At 59.4% G+C, this 14,786-nt stretch carries 11 protein-coding genes; 5 read left to right on the forward strand and 6 right to left on the reverse strand.

Features of this window, described 5'->3' with window-relative positions:
* Positions 1-200: 200 nt before the first annotated feature.
* The 3 genes from mfd to SB725_RS16735 are packed head-to-tail and all read left to right on the forward strand — an operon-like array spanning position 201 to position 6,932.
* Entirely contained in the window at positions 201-3,650 is a 3,450-nt protein-coding gene (mfd, locus tag SB725_RS16725; RefSeq protein ID WP_027921679.1) for a transcription-repair coupling factor, read from the forward strand.
* 10 nt (positions 3,651-3,660) lie between these two features.
* The gene (locus tag SB725_RS16730) at positions 3,661-4,227 is read left to right on the forward strand and encodes a CsiV family protein (protein WP_059181301.1); all 567 of its coding nucleotides are present in this window, start codon (positions 3,661-3,663) and stop codon (positions 4,225-4,227) included.
* Between the two features lie 11 nt (positions 4,228-4,238).
* Positions 4,239-6,932, forward strand: coding sequence for a DEAD/DEAH box helicase (locus tag SB725_RS16735; protein ID WP_027921681.1), 2,694 nt, complete (start codon positions 4,239-4,241; stop codon positions 6,930-6,932).
* A 116-nt stretch (positions 6,933-7,048) separates the two neighbouring features.
* Here the strand turns inward: SB725_RS16735 and SB725_RS16740 are convergent, their stop codons facing one another.
* The 3 genes from SB725_RS16740 to SB725_RS16750 form a co-directional block, all read right to left on the reverse strand.
* Positions 7,049-7,786, reverse strand: coding sequence for an S-methyl-5'-thioinosine phosphorylase (locus SB725_RS16740; protein WP_027921682.1), 738 nt, complete (start codon positions 7,784-7,786; stop codon positions 7,049-7,051).
* A 12-nt stretch (positions 7,787-7,798) separates the two neighbouring features.
* On the reverse strand, positions 7,799-8,797 hold the full coding sequence (gene nagZ, locus SB725_RS16745; RefSeq protein ID WP_172825946.1) for a beta-N-acetylhexosaminidase: 999 nt from the start codon (positions 8,795-8,797) through the stop codon (positions 7,799-7,801).
* A 170-nt stretch (positions 8,798-8,967) separates the two neighbouring features.
* Complete coding sequence (locus SB725_RS16750) at positions 8,968-9,675, reverse strand: TetR/AcrR family transcriptional regulator (protein WP_059181302.1); 708 nt, start codon at positions 9,673-9,675, stop codon at positions 8,968-8,970.
* A gap of 229 nt (positions 9,676-9,904) precedes the next feature.
* Here SB725_RS16750 and lexA point away from each other — a divergent pair, with 229 nt between their 5' ends.
* Together lexA and sulA are read left to right on the forward strand one after the other, a co-directional pair.
* Complete coding sequence (gene lexA / locus SB725_RS16755) at positions 9,905-10,513, forward strand: transcriptional repressor LexA (RefSeq protein WP_007944149.1); 609 nt, start codon at positions 9,905-9,907, stop codon at positions 10,511-10,513.
* A 10-nt stretch (positions 10,514-10,523) separates the two neighbouring features.
* A complete protein-coding gene (gene sulA, locus SB725_RS16760; RefSeq protein WP_027921685.1) occupies positions 10,524-10,997 on the forward strand; it encodes an SOS-induced cell division inhibitor SulA in 474 nt (157 codons plus the stop codon).
* Positions 10,998-11,090: 93 nt separating this feature from the next.
* Here sulA and SB725_RS16765 read toward each other — a convergent pair whose 3' ends face one another.
* The 3 genes from SB725_RS16765 to topA all read right to left on the reverse strand — a co-directional run bounded on the left by SB725_RS16765 (position 11,091) and on the right by topA (position 14,770).
* Entirely contained in the window at positions 11,091-11,324 is a 234-nt protein-coding gene (locus SB725_RS16765; protein ID WP_027921686.1) for a hypothetical protein, read from the reverse strand.
* Positions 11,325-11,476: 152 nt separating this feature from the next.
* The gene (locus SB725_RS16770; protein ID WP_027921687.1) at positions 11,477-12,001 is read right to left on the reverse strand and encodes a DUF6586 family protein; all 525 of its coding nucleotides are present in this window, start codon (positions 11,999-12,001) and stop codon (positions 11,477-11,479) included.
* Positions 12,002-12,142: 141 nt separating this feature from the next.
* Entirely contained in the window at positions 12,143-14,770 is a 2,628-nt protein-coding gene (gene topA / locus SB725_RS16775; protein WP_027921688.1) for a type I DNA topoisomerase, read from the reverse strand.
* Positions 14,771-14,786: the final 16 nt, after the last annotated feature.

Raw genomic sequence — 14,786 nt, forward strand, 5'->3', positions numbered from 1 at the left:
TACCTTGTCCGTAACCCTCCGTAACACTGGTTGGTTTTGCCACTACATAATCGGCAAATATCAGTAAAAAACCGGCGGATTTTGTCTTTACCACTACATTTCGCCAAACCTGCGTAATAGACACAGTCTGCAACTGACAGGCGGCACCCGGGGCCGCTACAATTACCGACTTTGTCGCAACGCTTGGAGCTCAACCTTCCGTGCCCGTTCTGCGTCTACCGCTTCTCCCTGCCGCGGCAGGTAAACAGCACTGGGGCAACCTGCCCGGTGCCGCCCTCAGCCTGGCCATCGCCGAGGCTGCCAGCGCTGCCAAGCGCTTTACCCTACTGCTGACCGCCGACAGCCAAAGTGCCGAGCGGCTGGAACAGGAGCTGAGTTTCTTCGCCCCGGATTTGCCCGTGCTGCATTTCCCGGACTGGGAAACCCTGCCCTACGATCTGTTTTCGCCGCACCAGGACATTATTTCCCAGCGCATCTCCGCCCTTTATAGACTGCCGGAGCTGAGCCATGGCGTGCTGGTGGTGCCCATCACCACGGCCCTGCATCGCCTGGCGCCGACCAAGTTCCTGCTCGGCAGCAGCCTGGTGCTGGACGTCGGCCAGAAACTCGACGTCGAGCAAATGCGCACCCGGCTTGAAGCCAGCGGCTATCGCTACGTCGACACGGTGTACGAGCACGGCGAGTTCACGGTGCGCGGCTCGCTGATCGACCTGTTTCCGATGGGCAGCAAACTGCCGTTCCGCATTGATCTGTTCGATGACGAAATCGAGACGCTGCGCACGTTCGATCCGGAAAACCAGCGTTCCATCGATAAAGTTGACACCGTCCGCCTGTTGCCTGCGCGTGAATTCCCGTTGCAAAAAGATGCGGTCACTCGCTTCAAGGCACGTTTCCGTGAGCGCTTCGATGTCGACTTCCGCCGCTGCCCGATCTTTCAAGACCTGAGCAGCGGGATCACACCGGCCGGTATCGAGTACTACCTGCCGCTGTTTTTCGACGACACCTCCACGCTGTTCGATTACCTGCCACAGGACACGCAAGTGTTTTCCCTGCCCGGCATCGAGCAAGCGGCGGAAAATTTCTGGAACGACGTGCGCAACCGTTACGAAGAGCGCCGCGTCGACCCGTCCCGTCCTTTATTACCGCCGGCCGAGTTGTTCCTGCCGGTGGAAGATTGCTTTGCCCGCCTGAAGAACTGGCCCCGCGTGGTAGCCAGCCAACAGGACGTGGAACCCGGTGTCGGCCGCGAGCGTTTCCCGGCGCGGGAACTGCCGAACCTGGCCATCGAAGCCAAGGCCACTCAGCCATTGGCGGCGCTGGCGGGTTTCCTTGACGAATTCCCCGGACGCGTGCTGTTCACAGCCGAGTCGGCGGGCCGTCGCGAAGTGTTGCTGGAATTGCTCGAGCGCCTGAAACTGCGGCCGAAAACCGTCGACAGCTGGCCGGACTTCGTCGCGAGCAAAGAGCGCTTGGCAATCACCATCGCCCCCCTCGACGAAGGCCTGGTGCTCGACAATCCGGCCCTGGCGTTAGTGGCCGAAAGTCCGTTGTTCGGTCAGCGCGTGATGCAGCGCCGTCGTCGCGAAAAACGCGCCGACGCCAACAACGATGCGGTCATCAAGAACCTCACTGAGCTGCGCGAAGGCGCGCCAGTGGTGCACATCGATCACGGCGTCGGTCGCTACCTCGGTCTGGCCACGCTGGAGATCGACGATCAGGCCGCCGAATTCCTCACGCTGCAATATGCCGAAGGCGCCAAGTTGTACGTGCCGGTGGCCAACCTGCACCTGATCGCTCGCTACACCGGCAGCGATGATGCCTTGGCCCCGCTGCACCGTCTCGGCTCCGAAACCTGGCAAAAAGCCAAGCGCAAAGCCGCCGAACAAGTGCGCGATGTCGCCGCCGAGTTGCTCGACATTTATGCCCGTCGCGCCGCCCGCGAAGGTTATGCGTTCGAAGACCCGAAAGCCGACTACGCAACCTTCAGCGCAGGCTTCCCGTTCGAAGAAACCCCCGACCAGCAAACCACCATCGAAGCGGTACGTGCCGACATGCTCGCACCGAAACCGATGGATCGCCTGGTCTGCGGCGACGTAGGTTTCGGCAAGACCGAAGTGGCCATGCGCGCCGCCTTTATCGCGGTGCACGGCGGCCGGCAGGTGGCGATTCTGGTGCCGACCACCCTGCTCGCCCAACAGCATTACAACAGCTTCCGCGACCGCTTCGCCGATTGGCCGGTGACCGTGGAAGTGATGAGCCGCTTCAAGTCGACCAAGGAAGTAAACGCCGCGGTCGCGGACCTGGCCGAAGGCAAGATCGACATCGTGATCGGCACGCACAAATTGCTGCAAGATGACGTGAAGATCAAGAACCTCGGCTTGGTGATCATCGACGAAGAACACCGCTTTGGTGTGCGTCAGAAAGAACAGCTCAAGGCCCTGCGCAGCGAAGTCGACATCCTGACCCTGACCGCCACGCCGATTCCGCGCACGCTGAACATGGCCGTGTCGGGCATGCGCGACCTGTCGATCATCGCCACCCCGCCGGCCCGCCGCCTGTCGGTGCGGACCTTCGTCATGGAGCAGAACAAGAGCACGGTCAAAGAGGCCCTGCTTCGCGAGCTGCTGCGTGGCGGCCAGGTTTATTACCTGCACAACGACGTGAAGACCATCGAGAAATGCGCCGCCGACCTTGCCGAACTGGTGCCGGAAGCACGGATCGGCATCGGCCATGGGCAGATGCGCGAACGCGAACTCGAACAAGTGATGAGCGACTTCTACCACAAGCGCTTCAACGTGCTGATTGCCTCGACCATCATCGAAACCGGCATCGATGTGCCGAGCGCCAACACCATCATCATCGAGCGCGCCGACAAGTTCGGCCTGGCGCAGTTGCACCAGTTGCGTGGCCGTGTCGGGCGCAGTCACCACCAGGCTTACGCTTACCTGCTGACACCACCACGCCAGCAGATCACTCCGGATGCGGAAAAGCGCCTGGAAGCGATCGCCAACACCCAGGACCTTGGCGCAGGCTTCGTGCTTGCCACCAACGACCTGGAAATCCGTGGCGCTGGCGAGCTGTTGGGCGATGGGCAGAGCGGGCAGATCCAGGCGGTTGGCTTTACGCTGTACATGGAAATGCTCGAACGCGCGGTGAAGTCGATCCGCAAAGGCGAGCAGCCGAACCTCGATCAGCCGCTGGGCGGCGGCCCGGAAGTCAATCTGCGCGTACCGGCGTTGATTCCGGAAGACTATCTGCCGGACGTTCACGCTCGGTTGATTCTCTACAAACGCATCGCTTCGGCCACTGACGAAGAAGGCCTCAAGGACCTGCAAGTCGAGATGATCGACCGATTCGGCCTGTTGCCGGAGCCGACCAAGAACCTGATGCGCATCACGGCGCTGAAGTTGCAGGCCGAATTGCTGGGCATCAAGAAAGTCGACGGCGGCCCGCAAGGTGGCCGAATCGAGTTCGCGGCACAGACACCGGTCGACCCGCTGACGCTGATCAAACTGATTCAGGGCCAGCCCAAACGCTACAAATTCGAAGGTGCCACGATGTTTAAATTCATGGTGCCGATGGAGCGCTCGGAAGAACGCTTTAATACTGTAGAGGCGCTGCTTGAGCTCCTTATCCCGAAAACTGCTTGAAGGACGCCGCATGCGCCTGTTTCGTTCACTGACCCTGCTGATAACGCTGGTCGCACCCACGGCGTTTGCCGATGATCTGTATCAGATTGAAATGATCCTGGTCCGGCAAAACGCCGTACCCGCTATCATCAGCCGCGCCGCGCCAGAAGACTGGGCTGCCGGGGCGCAACCCATCAGCAAGGACAGTTTGCGTACGCCGAACCTGAATAACGAAGTGCAAAAACTCAGGGCCAGTGCTGACTACACCGTGTTGCTGCACAAAGCCTGGCAACAAACCCTCGGGGAACAAGCCAGCAAAGTGGCGATCAGCGATGGCAAGGATCAGTATGGTCAGTTCCCGATCGAGGGCACGTTGAACCTGAAACTGGGGCGCTTCACTGACGTTGATGCCGACTTCTGGGTCAACCAGATCGACGGCAATGGTATGGTCACCGCCAGCGAACGCCTCAAGCAAGAAAGCCACACCAAGAACGGCCTGCTGAACTTCCTCGACAACGGCCACCTCGGCCTGCTGATCAAGATCACCTCGCTCACCGCCCCTGCGCCTCGGCCAGTCCCCGATGAAATACCGGACTGATTGAAGTCCCTATGCCCTCGACCCTGAGTAAACCCCTGGCACCTTCCTGGGTCAGCCGATTCAAAGAACAGAGCCTGGAGCGTGGCCGCCGCTACGCGCTGGAGAATCGTGTCAGGATCGTCGAGGTCGGAGACGCCACGATCACTGCGGCATGCGAAGGCTCTGGCGGTAATGTGTACCGTCAGACCATTCGCCTGCGCGAGTCAGCCAAAGCCACTTTGCTGATGGTCGATGCCACCTGCACCTGCCCGGTTCACAGCAACTGCAAACATTGCGCGGCGGTGTTGCTTAAAGTCCAGGAAACACTGGCCTACCCCGCAGCTGCCCAAGACGCCGACCTGCTGGAAAAACTTCAGGCCGTGCTGGAAAACCGCGGACCGAAAGCGCCTCCGCAAGTGCTTGTGGATAACGTGCAACCGGTGCCTCGCCTGTGGCTGGCGAGTGTCGAGTTCAGTGCTTTCGAACCACGCAACGGCAAAATGCAGCGTTACATTCAGCATCGCGCCGCCCTGTCGTTCAGCTATCTGGATGAGTACGTTGCCGGGCAGAAGAACACTGACATCCTGATCCGCCAGGAAACCCAGACGCTGCGGATAAAACGCCACCCGGATGTGGAACAAACCTACAGGGAACAGCTGCGAATCCTCGGCTTCAAAATCGCCACCCGGCAAAGCAAGGCCTTGCCGGAAAGTGCCGGTGAGCTCTACGAGATGGTCAACGACAGCGCCTGGCTGACGTTCACGCTCAACGAGTTGCCGAAGCTGCGCACTCAGGGCTGGGAGTTGCAGATCGATGAGGATTTCGGTTTCGACCTGACCGCTGTGGATGACTGGTACGCCACCGTCGAGCAAGCACCGGAGCGCGACTGGTTTGATCTGGAGTTGGGGATCATTGTTAACGGTGAGCGCCTGAGTTTGCTGCCGATCCTGTTGAATCTGATGCGCTCGCACACTGAAATCCTCAACCCGGAGCGCCTCGCACGACGTCGCGACGACGAGCTGATTCTGGTGAACATCCCCAATCGGCCGAACTCCGAACACGGTCCGCTGCAAGTTGCCCTGCCCTTCGGCCGCTTGAAACCAGTGTTGGCGACGCTCGGCGAGTTCTATCTGCAGGAGCCCGGCGAAACCACCCTACGTTTGAGCAAGGCGGACGCCACGCGCTTGAATCCGCTGGAAGACTTGCCGCTGCTTTGGGAAGGCGGCGAACAGATCCGAACGTTTGCCCAACGCTTGCGCGACATCAAGGACTACACCGCCACTGCACCAGAAGGTTTGAACGCGACGTTGCGTCCTTATCAGCTGGAAGGTTTGAGCTGGATGCAGTCGCTACGGCAATTGGAAGTCGGCGGGATTCTCGCGGATGACATGGGCCTGGGCAAAACCCTACAAACCCTGGCGCATGTTCTCACTGAAAAAGCGGCTGGGCGCCTCGATCGGCCCTGCATGGTGGTGATGCCCACCAGCCTGATCCCGAACTGGCTCGACGAAGCGGCGCACTTCACGCCGCAACTCAAAGTGCTGGCACTGTACGGTGCCAGTCGCAAAAAGCATTTCGACCAGTTGGCTGACTACGACCTGATCCTGACCACGTATGCGTTGCTGCCCAAGGACGTCGAACGCCTGGCCGCGCAGCCATTGCACGTGCTGGTGCTGGATGAAGCCCAGTACATCAAGAACCCCAATAGCAAGGCGGCCCAGGCAGCCCGCGAGCTGAACGCACGCCAGCGTTTGTGCCTGAGCGGCACGCCGCTGGAAAACCACCTCGGCGAGCTGTGGTCGCTGTTCCACTTCTTGCTGCCCGGTTGGCTGGGCGACGTGAAAAGCTTCAACCGCGATTACCGGGTGCCGATTGAAAAGCGTGCCAGTGAAGTCAGGCTTCAGCACCTCAATGGCCGGATCAAACCGTTCCTTTTGCGTAGGACCAAGGAACAGGTCGCGACGGAATTGCCGCCGAAGACCGAGATCATTCACTGGGTCGAACTCAACGAAGCCCAGCGCGACGTGTATGAAACCATGCGCCTGGCGATGGACAAGAAAGTCCGCGACGAGATCACCCGCAAAGGGGTGGCGCGCAGCCAGATCATCATTCTGGAGGCGCTGCTGAAACTGCGTCAGGTGTGCTGTGATTTACGCCTGGTCAACGATGCCGTACTGCCGACGCGTGGCAGCACATCAGGCAAGCTCGACAGCCTGATGGAAATGCTTGATGAATTGTTTGAAGAAGGTCGACGGATTCTGTTGTTCTCGCAGTTCACGTCGATGCTGGCGCTTATCGAAGTCGAACTGAAGAAACGCGGCGTCGAGTATGCACTGCTGACGGGACAAACCCGCGACCGACGCGCACCCGTGAAGGACTTTCAGAGCGGTAAGCGTCAGATTTTTCTGATCAGCCTGAAGGCTGGTGGTGTTGGCTTGAACCTGACCGAAGCGGATACGGTGATCCACTACGATCCGTGGTGGAACCCGGCGACGGAAAATCAGGCGACTGACCGGGCGTATCGTATCGGCCAGGAAAAACCGGTATTCGTCTACAAGATGATTGCCCGAGGCACGGTGGAAGAGAAGATTCAGCATCTGCAGAAAGAAAAATCCGACCTGGCGGCTGGCGTACTGGATGGACGCAAGACCGGGGACTGGAAGTTGCAGAGTGATGATATTGAAGCGTTGTTTGCGCCGTTGCCGGATAAGCTCGAAAAGCGCTGAAATTTGCGTTGCCGGTTTCATAGCCATCGCGGGCAAGCCACGCTCCCACAGGAAATCACTGAATCTGTGGGAGCGCGGCTTGCCCGCGATGGAGTCAACTCGGTGTAAAGGCTGTCTTACCCCTTCAACACCCGCGCCAACGTCGACTTCACCTTCCCCATCCCGTCATGCAACGCCTGCTCGATCTCGGCCATGGTAATCACCGCCGTCGACTTACCTGCTGCCGGATTCACCACCAACGCCAGGCACGCGTAATCCAGTTCCAGCTCACGCGCGAGTGCCGCTTCCGGCATGCCGGTCATGCCGACAATGTCGCAGCCATCACGCTCAAGTCGCGCGATTTCAGCAACGGTTTCCAGCCGAGGGCCCTGGGTGCAGGCATACACGCCATGACTGCTGTAACCCACGCTTTCAGCCGCCAGCGCCGCGATCAACTGCTGACGCAACGGTTCGCTGTAGGGATAGCTGAAGTCGATGTGGGTGACGTGCTCCAGATCATCGGCGAAATAGGTGTGTTCACGGCCACTGGTATAGTCGATCAGCTGATGCGGCACGCAAAAATGCCCGGTGCCCATCGCCGCATGAATGCCGCCCACGGCGTTGACCGCGAGAATCGCTTCGGCGCCGGCCTGCTTCAATGCCCAGAGGTTGGCGCGGTAGTTCACCTGATGCGGCGGCAAACGGTGCGGATGACCATGACGCGCGAGGAACAGCACTTCCTTACCGGCGTATTCGCCGATATGAACCTCGGCCGAAGGCGGACCATAAGGAGTGTCCACCGCCAGTGACTGACGAATGCTCAGGCCTTCGAGTTGAGTCAGGCCGGTGCCACCGATAATCGCGTAAACCGTCATAACGTAAAGTCCTTATTCAATCAGTTGAGCGTCTTTGAGCGCACCGACAGCCGCCAGCCAGCGCGGGTTCTGCCGGTATTCGGTATTGGCGTAGGACTGGCCGCGCATCCGCGCAATTCGCTCCGACGGCTTGACCTTCAGGCGCTGGGCAGCGCTCAGCGCCAATTCCGCAGCGGCGCGGTCGTTGCAAACCAAGCCCATGTCGCAGCCAGCGGTTAACGCAGCTTCGATACGGCTGGCGGCATCGCCCACCACATGGGCGCCGGCCATCGACAGGTCGTCGCTGAAGATCACGCCATCGAATTGCAACTCGCCGCGCAGGATGTCCTGCAACCAGCGCCGGGAGAAGCCGGCAGGCTGGGAGTCGACTTGTGGATAAATCACGTGAGCCGGCATGACAGCGGCCAATTGCTTGCTCAGTTTGGCGAACGGCACCAGGTCATTGGCGCGAATCTCGTCGAGGCTGCGCTCATCATTCGGAATGGCGACGTGGGAATCAGCTTCGGCCCAGCCATGACCGGGAAAATGCTTGCCGGTGGCCGCCATGCCGGCGCTGTTCATGCCGCGGATGAATGCGCCGGCCAAAAGTGCTGCGCGCTCGGGATCACCTTCAAATGAACGGGTGCCGACGACGGCACTGCGTTGATAATCCAGATCCAGCACCGGGGCAAAACTCAGGTCGAGGCCGACGGCCAGCACTTCGGTGGCCATGATCCAGCCACATTGCTCGGCCAGGTATTCAGCGTTCGGATTGTCGGCGATGGCACGCATGGCTGGCAGGCGCACGAAACCTTGGCGCAAACGCTGAACGCGGCCGCCCTCCTGATCCACCGCCAGCAACAGATCGGGACGAATGGCACGAATCGCGGCGCTCAACTCGCGCACCTGGCGCGGAGTTTCGATGTTACGAGCGAAAATGATCAGGCCGCCCACTTCGGGCTGGCGCAACAATTGGCGATCTTCAGCCGTCAGCCAGGTACCGGCGACGTCCACCATCAACGAGCCTTGCAGGCCAGCAGTCATAGAGATTCCTTGATAACGAGAAACCCGGCCCGCACGTATTCGCCGCCATGGGCGATGCCCGGCAGGTCGGCGATACGAATGGGGAACGGGTTCAGAACGAGAGTCGGCATGGGCGGCTAGCTTAGCGGATGTCAGCTGCCGCGCCCACCCGTGTGCGGTTAAACCTTGGCGCCAGCCGGGACTGATTTGCTACGTGGACGCAGCTGAGCGGTGGCCATGGCGGTGTCGGTCACGCCGGTTTCCGCACGCATGCCTGCGGCCAGGAACGGCACCATCAGGCGCATCACTTGCTCAATGGAGGTGTTGACGCCGAAATCGGTCTCGGCAATCGCGCGCAAGGCCTTGATCCCCGACATGCTGAACGCCGCAGCGCCGAGCATGAAGTGCACGCGCCAGAACAGTTCGATCGGCGGAATGCGCGGCGCGGCTTCGTTGACCAGCATCATGTAGCGGCGGAACACCTTGCCGTACATGTCTTCCAGGTAACGGCGCAAGTGGCCTTGGCTCTGACTGAATGCCAGACCCAACAGACGCATGAAGATAGAGAGATCGTTGCCGCTGCGTGGCTGTACCACCAGGGCTTGCTCGACGAGGATTTCCAGCAGTTCTTCGAGGGTCGGCTTGTTTTCAGGCTTGGCCTGACGCCGCTCCAGCTCTTTATCAAGGCTCAGGCAGAACGGTCCGAGGAAGCGCGAAAAGACCGCCTGGATCAGCGCCTTCTTGGAGCCGAAGTGATAGTTCACCGCCGCCAGATTGACACCGGCCTTGCTGGTGATCAGACGCAATGAGGTTTCAGCGAAACCTTTTTCCGCGAACAACTGCTCGGCAGCATCAAGAATGCGTTCAACGGTTTCCGACTGGGCCATGGCTACTCCGCCTGACAAACACTTGTTTGAAACATACGTTTCAGCCTGTGTATTGTCAAGCTTGGCCGTTCGTTTTGGGAATGGTCGGTCAGCTATTTAACCATACAACGGCAAAGCTTCAATCAGCGGGTCGCTCGACCGTCCGGCGGTCGATAAAAAAAGGGGCATTGCCAAGACGCTTCCACTGTATATAATCCCAGTCACTGTATAAAAAGACAGAGCGACCAAAATGCTAAAGCTGACGCCACGCCAAGCAGAGATTCTGGCCTTCATCAAACGCTGCCTCGAAGACAACGGCTACCCGCCGACTCGCGCGGAAATCGCTCAGGAACTGGGCTTCAAATCACCCAACGCAGCGGAAGAACACCTTAAGGCACTGGCCCGCAAAGGCGCCATCGAGATGACCCCGGGCGCTTCCCGTGGCATTCGTATTCCAGGTTTCGAAGCCAAGGCTGATGAATCCACCCTGCCGATCATTGGTCGAGTGGCTGCCGGCGCTCCCATTCTGGCCCAGCAGCACATCGAAGAGTCCTGCAACATCAACCCTGCTTTCTTCCATCCGCGCGCCGACTATTTACTGCGCGTTCATGGCATGAGCATGAAGGATGTCGGTATTTTCGACGGCGACCTGCTGGCCGTACACACCACGCGTGAAGCCCGTAACGGCCAGATCGTGGTCGCACGTATCGGCGATGAAGTGACGGTCAAGCGCTTCAAGCGTGATGGCAGCAAGGTCTGGTTGATTGCCGAAAACCCTGAATTTGCCCCTATCGAAGTGAACCTGAAAGATCAGGAACTGGTGATTGAAGGCTTGAGTGTCGGCGTGATTCGCCGCTAAAGGAGGCTTTATGCAGTTCCCACACACATCACAGCAAGCCCAACTGCCACTGTTCGAGGCATTCATGGCGCAACCCCTGGCGCCGATCCTGAAAGACGTGGTCGAGTCGCCGTGGAGCGCCGAGCCCGAAGTCTTCAGTGAGCTGTCGCTACGTGGTGCAGCGGGAAACTGCCTGAACCTTCTGGCACCGATTCTCAGGGAATTGAGCCAAGACCAGGACGCACGCTGGCTGACACTGATTGCCCCACCAGCGAGCCTGACCCAGGCCTGGCTGCGGGACGCCGGCCTCAATCGCGAACGCATTCTGCTGCTGCAACCTCGCGGCACCCAAAGCGCTCAGCAGTTGACCTGCGAAGCCTTGCGCCTGGGCCGCAGCCACACAGTGGTCAGCTGGCTCAACCCATTGAACACAACATCACGGCAACAGTTGATCAGCGCCGCCCGGACCGGGGACGCACAGAGCTTGAACATTCGATTGGGTTAACAGAGAAACAATGCGCGCCTTGATCTGCGCAAGGCTTCTCCAAGGATAGAGAAGCCGACCTGTAGCGGTACCCGTAAAAACCGACGGGCGGGATCAATGAAGGACGCGAGTTCCCTGATCCTTTTCAAATTCGCCTTCAACCAGGCGTCCCGCCATCTGAACGCCGACGCTCAACATCGCCTTGGCGACTTCCACGTACTGGCCTTGCAGGAACGCCTTGGCATCCTCGGAGAAATCCAAAGTAACCAGAGAACCCTCGTCCTCGGCCCTGCGCAACTCGATACGGCCGTCTGGTAACTCGACAATTTCTAGAAAGGACGTTGGCATAAAGGTCTGTTCTCCACGAAAGGCGGGGATTATATAGGCATCGGTCAGGCTTCGCTCAGCAAGTTGACCAGATGTCATGGCAATGAAATATCTTTTTGCACTCATCCCTGAGCGGACACCCTGTCGGGGCATCCGTCTTTACGCTTAATCCTTCAGCACTCGTTCAATCCTTCGCGAAACCGGATCGCCAGACCTTTCAGGTTCTGACGCCAGCTTTCCAGCTCTTCCCGGCTCAATTCTTCAGGCGCCTCTTCTGCATCCAGGTTAACGGCCAGGATCAGCGGCTGAGTCACGTCGCCTTTAGGCTTGTGCGGCGCGCGCGGCGGTTGAAACAACGCCGCATGGGCCGCCAGCAATTTGGCCAACCAGGTTTCAGGGTTTTGCGCGAGCTCGACCATCTCCGCCATTTCAGGAATCGCGATGGCTTCGAGGACTTCGCGAGTTAGCAACAACTCAGCCCGAGGCGCATTGGCCTGTGGCAAGCGATAGAACCCGGCGATTTCATGGCACAGCCCCAGCAAGGCACCGTACAGGTGAAACAACGCCGATTCGCGCCCCGCCTGGATCAGCGCCAGCGAGTTCATTGCCCGCCCCTCTTCTGCCTTGGCGAGCGCTTCCAGCGACAGGCCGGCGAAATAAATCTTCTGATTGGTACGGGTATAAAGTTCGTGGGCCATGACGGCAGCCTCCACAACGAAATAATTGCTTCACGCAGGTCAGACAGTGTCGTGGATCACCCGCGGCGACCGCAAGCACAAAACAAAAAGGCCGCATGAAAACCCGAGGGTTGTCATGCGGCCTTTTGTGTACTGCTCTATTTAAGCCTTGGCTGCCGGACGCTTGTCTTCAACCGTCCACTTGCCGCCGTCGTAGTACGCCTTCCAGCCAGTCGGCTTACCGTCGACTTCTGTCTGCACATACTGCTCTTTGGTCTTGCGGCTGTAACGGATCACGGAAGGGAGACCGTCCGGATCTTTCTTCGGCGCTTCACAGAGGAAGTGGTACTTCGGATCGATCTCATCCTTGTGCGGCACAATTTCCATGACCAGCGGAGCACGAGTCTCGCGGTTTTTCGGGAATTGGCTGGCCGCCAGGAACAGGCCGGAAGCCCCGTCGCGCAGGATATAGGTGTCGTTGACCTTCTCGCATTTCAGCTCAGGCATCTTCACCGGGTCCATCTTCGGCGGCGCCGCGTCACCGCTCTTCAGCAGCTTGCGGGTGTTCTTGCAAGTCGGGTTGGTGCAACCGAAGAACTTGCCGAACCGGCCGGTCTTGAGCTGCATCTCGCTGCCGCACTTGTCACATTCCAGGCTCGGACCTTCATAGCCTTTGATGCGATAGGTGCCCTCTTCGATTTCGTAACCCGAGCAATCCGGGTTGTTACCGCAGATGTGCAGCTTGCGCTTCTCATCGAGCAGGTAAGCGTCCATCGCTGTGCTGCAGATCGGGCAGCGATGCTTGCCACGCAGCACCAGGGATTCCGATTCACCCTCGTCGTCCGCGGCGATTTCATCACCCGGCACCAGGTTGACGGTGGCCTTGCAGCGTTCTTTCGGCGGCAGGCTGTAACCCGAGCAGCCGAGGAACACGCCAGTCGACGCCGTACGAATCTGCATTGGACGGCCGCAGGTCAGGCACGGAATGTCGGTCATGACCGGCTGGTTGGCACGCATGCCGTTTTCGGCGCTTTCGGCTACTTCGAGTTTTTTCTTGAAGTCACCGTAGAACTCGTCCAGCACGTTTTTCCAGTCACGTTCACCCTGGGCCACGTCATCGAGGTTCTCTTCCATGCCGGCGGTGAAGCCGTAGTCCATGAGGTTGGAGAAGCTCTCGGACAGACGCTCGGTGACGATGTCACCCATCTTTTCCGAATAGAAACGACGGTTGTGCAGCGCGACGTAGCCGCGGTCCTGGATGGTCGAAATGATCGCCGCGTAGGTCGAAGGACGACCGATGCCGCGTTTTTCCATTTCTTTAACCAGGCTTGCTTCCGAGTAACGTGCAGGCGGCTTGGTGAAGTGCTGGGTCGGATCAAGCTTGATCAGCTTCATCGCGTCGCCCTGAGCCATGTCTGGCAGCACGTCGTCATCGCCCGGCTTGGCAATTTGCGGCATCACGCGGGTGTAACCGTCGAACTTGAGGATGCGGCCCTTGGCACGCAGCTCGAAATCGCCGGCACCCACGGTGACGGTGGTCGACAGGTATTGCGCCGGCAGCATCTGGCAGGCGAGGAACTGGCGCCAGATCAGCTCGTAGAGCCGCTCTGCATCACGCTCCATGCCCGACAGCTTGCTTGGCTCGGTGTTGGCGTCGGAGGGACGAATCGCTTCGTGAGCCTCTTGTGCGCCTTCCTTGCTACTGTAGACGTTCGGGGTTTCCGGCAGGTACTTCTTGCCGAATTCGCCTTCGATATAAGTGCGCGCCATCGTCACGGCATCGGCCGAGAGGTTGGTGGAGTCGGTACGCATGTAAGTGATGTAGCCGGCTTCGTACAGACGCTGGGCCATCATCATGGTTTTCTTCACGCCGAAGCCCAGGCGGTTGCTCGCTGCCTGTTGCAGGGTGGACGTGATGAACGGAGCCGACGGCTTGCTGCTGGTCGGTTTGTCTTCGCGCTTGGCGATGCTGTAGCTGGAGGCTTTGAGCTTTTCCAGTGCAGCCATGGCCTGGGCTTCGTTAAGCGGCTTGAAGGCCTCGCCTTTCTCGCGCGCCACGTCAAAGCGCACAGTTGCGCCTTTGGCGGTGCCGAGGTCAGCGTGGACCTCCCAGTATTCTTCCGGATTGAACGCGCGGATTTCGCGTTCGCGCTCAACCACCAGTTTTACCGCAACCGACTGCACGCGACCGGCGGACAGGCCACGGGCGATCTTGGCCCACAGCAGAGGCGAAACCATGTAACCCACCACGCGGTCGAGGAAACGACGCGCCTGCTGGGCATTTACACGGTCAATGTCCAGCTCGCCCGGCTTGGAGAAGGCTTCCTGAATCGCCTTCTTGGTGATTTCGTTGAACACCACGCGCTTGTAGCGGCTGTCGTCACCACCGATGGCTTCGCGCAGGTGCCAGGCAATGGCTTCCCCCTCGCGGTCCAAGTCGGTTGCGAGATAGATGGTGTCAGCATCTTTGGCGAGCCGGCGCAGCTCTTCGATGACTTTTTCCTTGCCCGGGAGGATCTCGTACTTGGCTTTCCAGCCATGATCGGGATCGACACCCATGCGCGAGACCAGCTGCTTGCGCGCTTTCTCTTTCGGCGTGAGCACCGGACCTTCACCCGCGGCAGCCTTGCCGCGCTTGGCGGCTGGCTCTTTGCTGGCGCTAGCCGAACCGCTGGTGGGCAGGTCTCGGATATGGCCGATACTCGACTTCACCACGTATTGGTTACCCAGATACTTGTTGATGGTCTTGGCCTTAGCCGGGGATTCCACAATGACCAGCGATTTGCCCATGGATCAGAAAATTCCT

Source organism: Pseudomonas sp. SIMBA_041 (assembly GCF_046535095.1).
GTDB classification, from domain to species: domain Bacteria; phylum Pseudomonadota; class Gammaproteobacteria; order Pseudomonadales; family Pseudomonadaceae; genus Aquipseudomonas; species Aquipseudomonas mucoides.

Bases quoted from the DNA above. Each gene is read 5' to 3' on its own strand.
- SB725_RS16730 (WP_059181301.1), top strand. From the start codon at position 3,661: ATGCGCCTGTTTCGTTCACTGACCCTGCTGATAACGCTGGTCGCACCC.
- SB725_RS16735 (WP_027921681.1), top strand. From the start codon at position 4,239: ATGCCCTCGACCCTGAGTAAACCCCTGGCACCTTCCTGGGTCAGCCGA.
- SB725_RS16740 (WP_027921682.1), bottom strand. From the start codon at position 7,786: ATGACGGTTTACGCGATTATCGGTGGCACCGGCCTGACTCAACTCGAA.
- SB725_RS16750 (WP_059181302.1), bottom strand. From the start codon at position 9,675: ATGGCCCAGTCGGAAACCGTTGAACGCATTCTTGATGCTGCCGAGCAG.
- lexA (WP_007944149.1), top strand. From the start codon at position 9,905: ATGCTAAAGCTGACGCCACGCCAAGCAGAGATTCTGGCCTTCATCAAA.
- sulA (WP_027921685.1), top strand. From the start codon at position 10,524: ATGCAGTTCCCACACACATCACAGCAAGCCCAACTGCCACTGTTCGAG.
- SB725_RS16765 (WP_027921686.1), bottom strand. From the start codon at position 11,324: ATGCCAACGTCCTTTCTAGAAATTGTCGAGTTACCAGACGGCCGTATC.
- SB725_RS16770 (WP_027921687.1), bottom strand. From the start codon at position 12,001: ATGGCCCACGAACTTTATACCCGTACCAATCAGAAGATTTATTTCGCC.
- topA (WP_027921688.1), bottom strand. From the start codon at position 14,770: ATGGGCAAATCGCTGGTCATTGTGGAATCCCCGGCTAAGGCCAAGACC.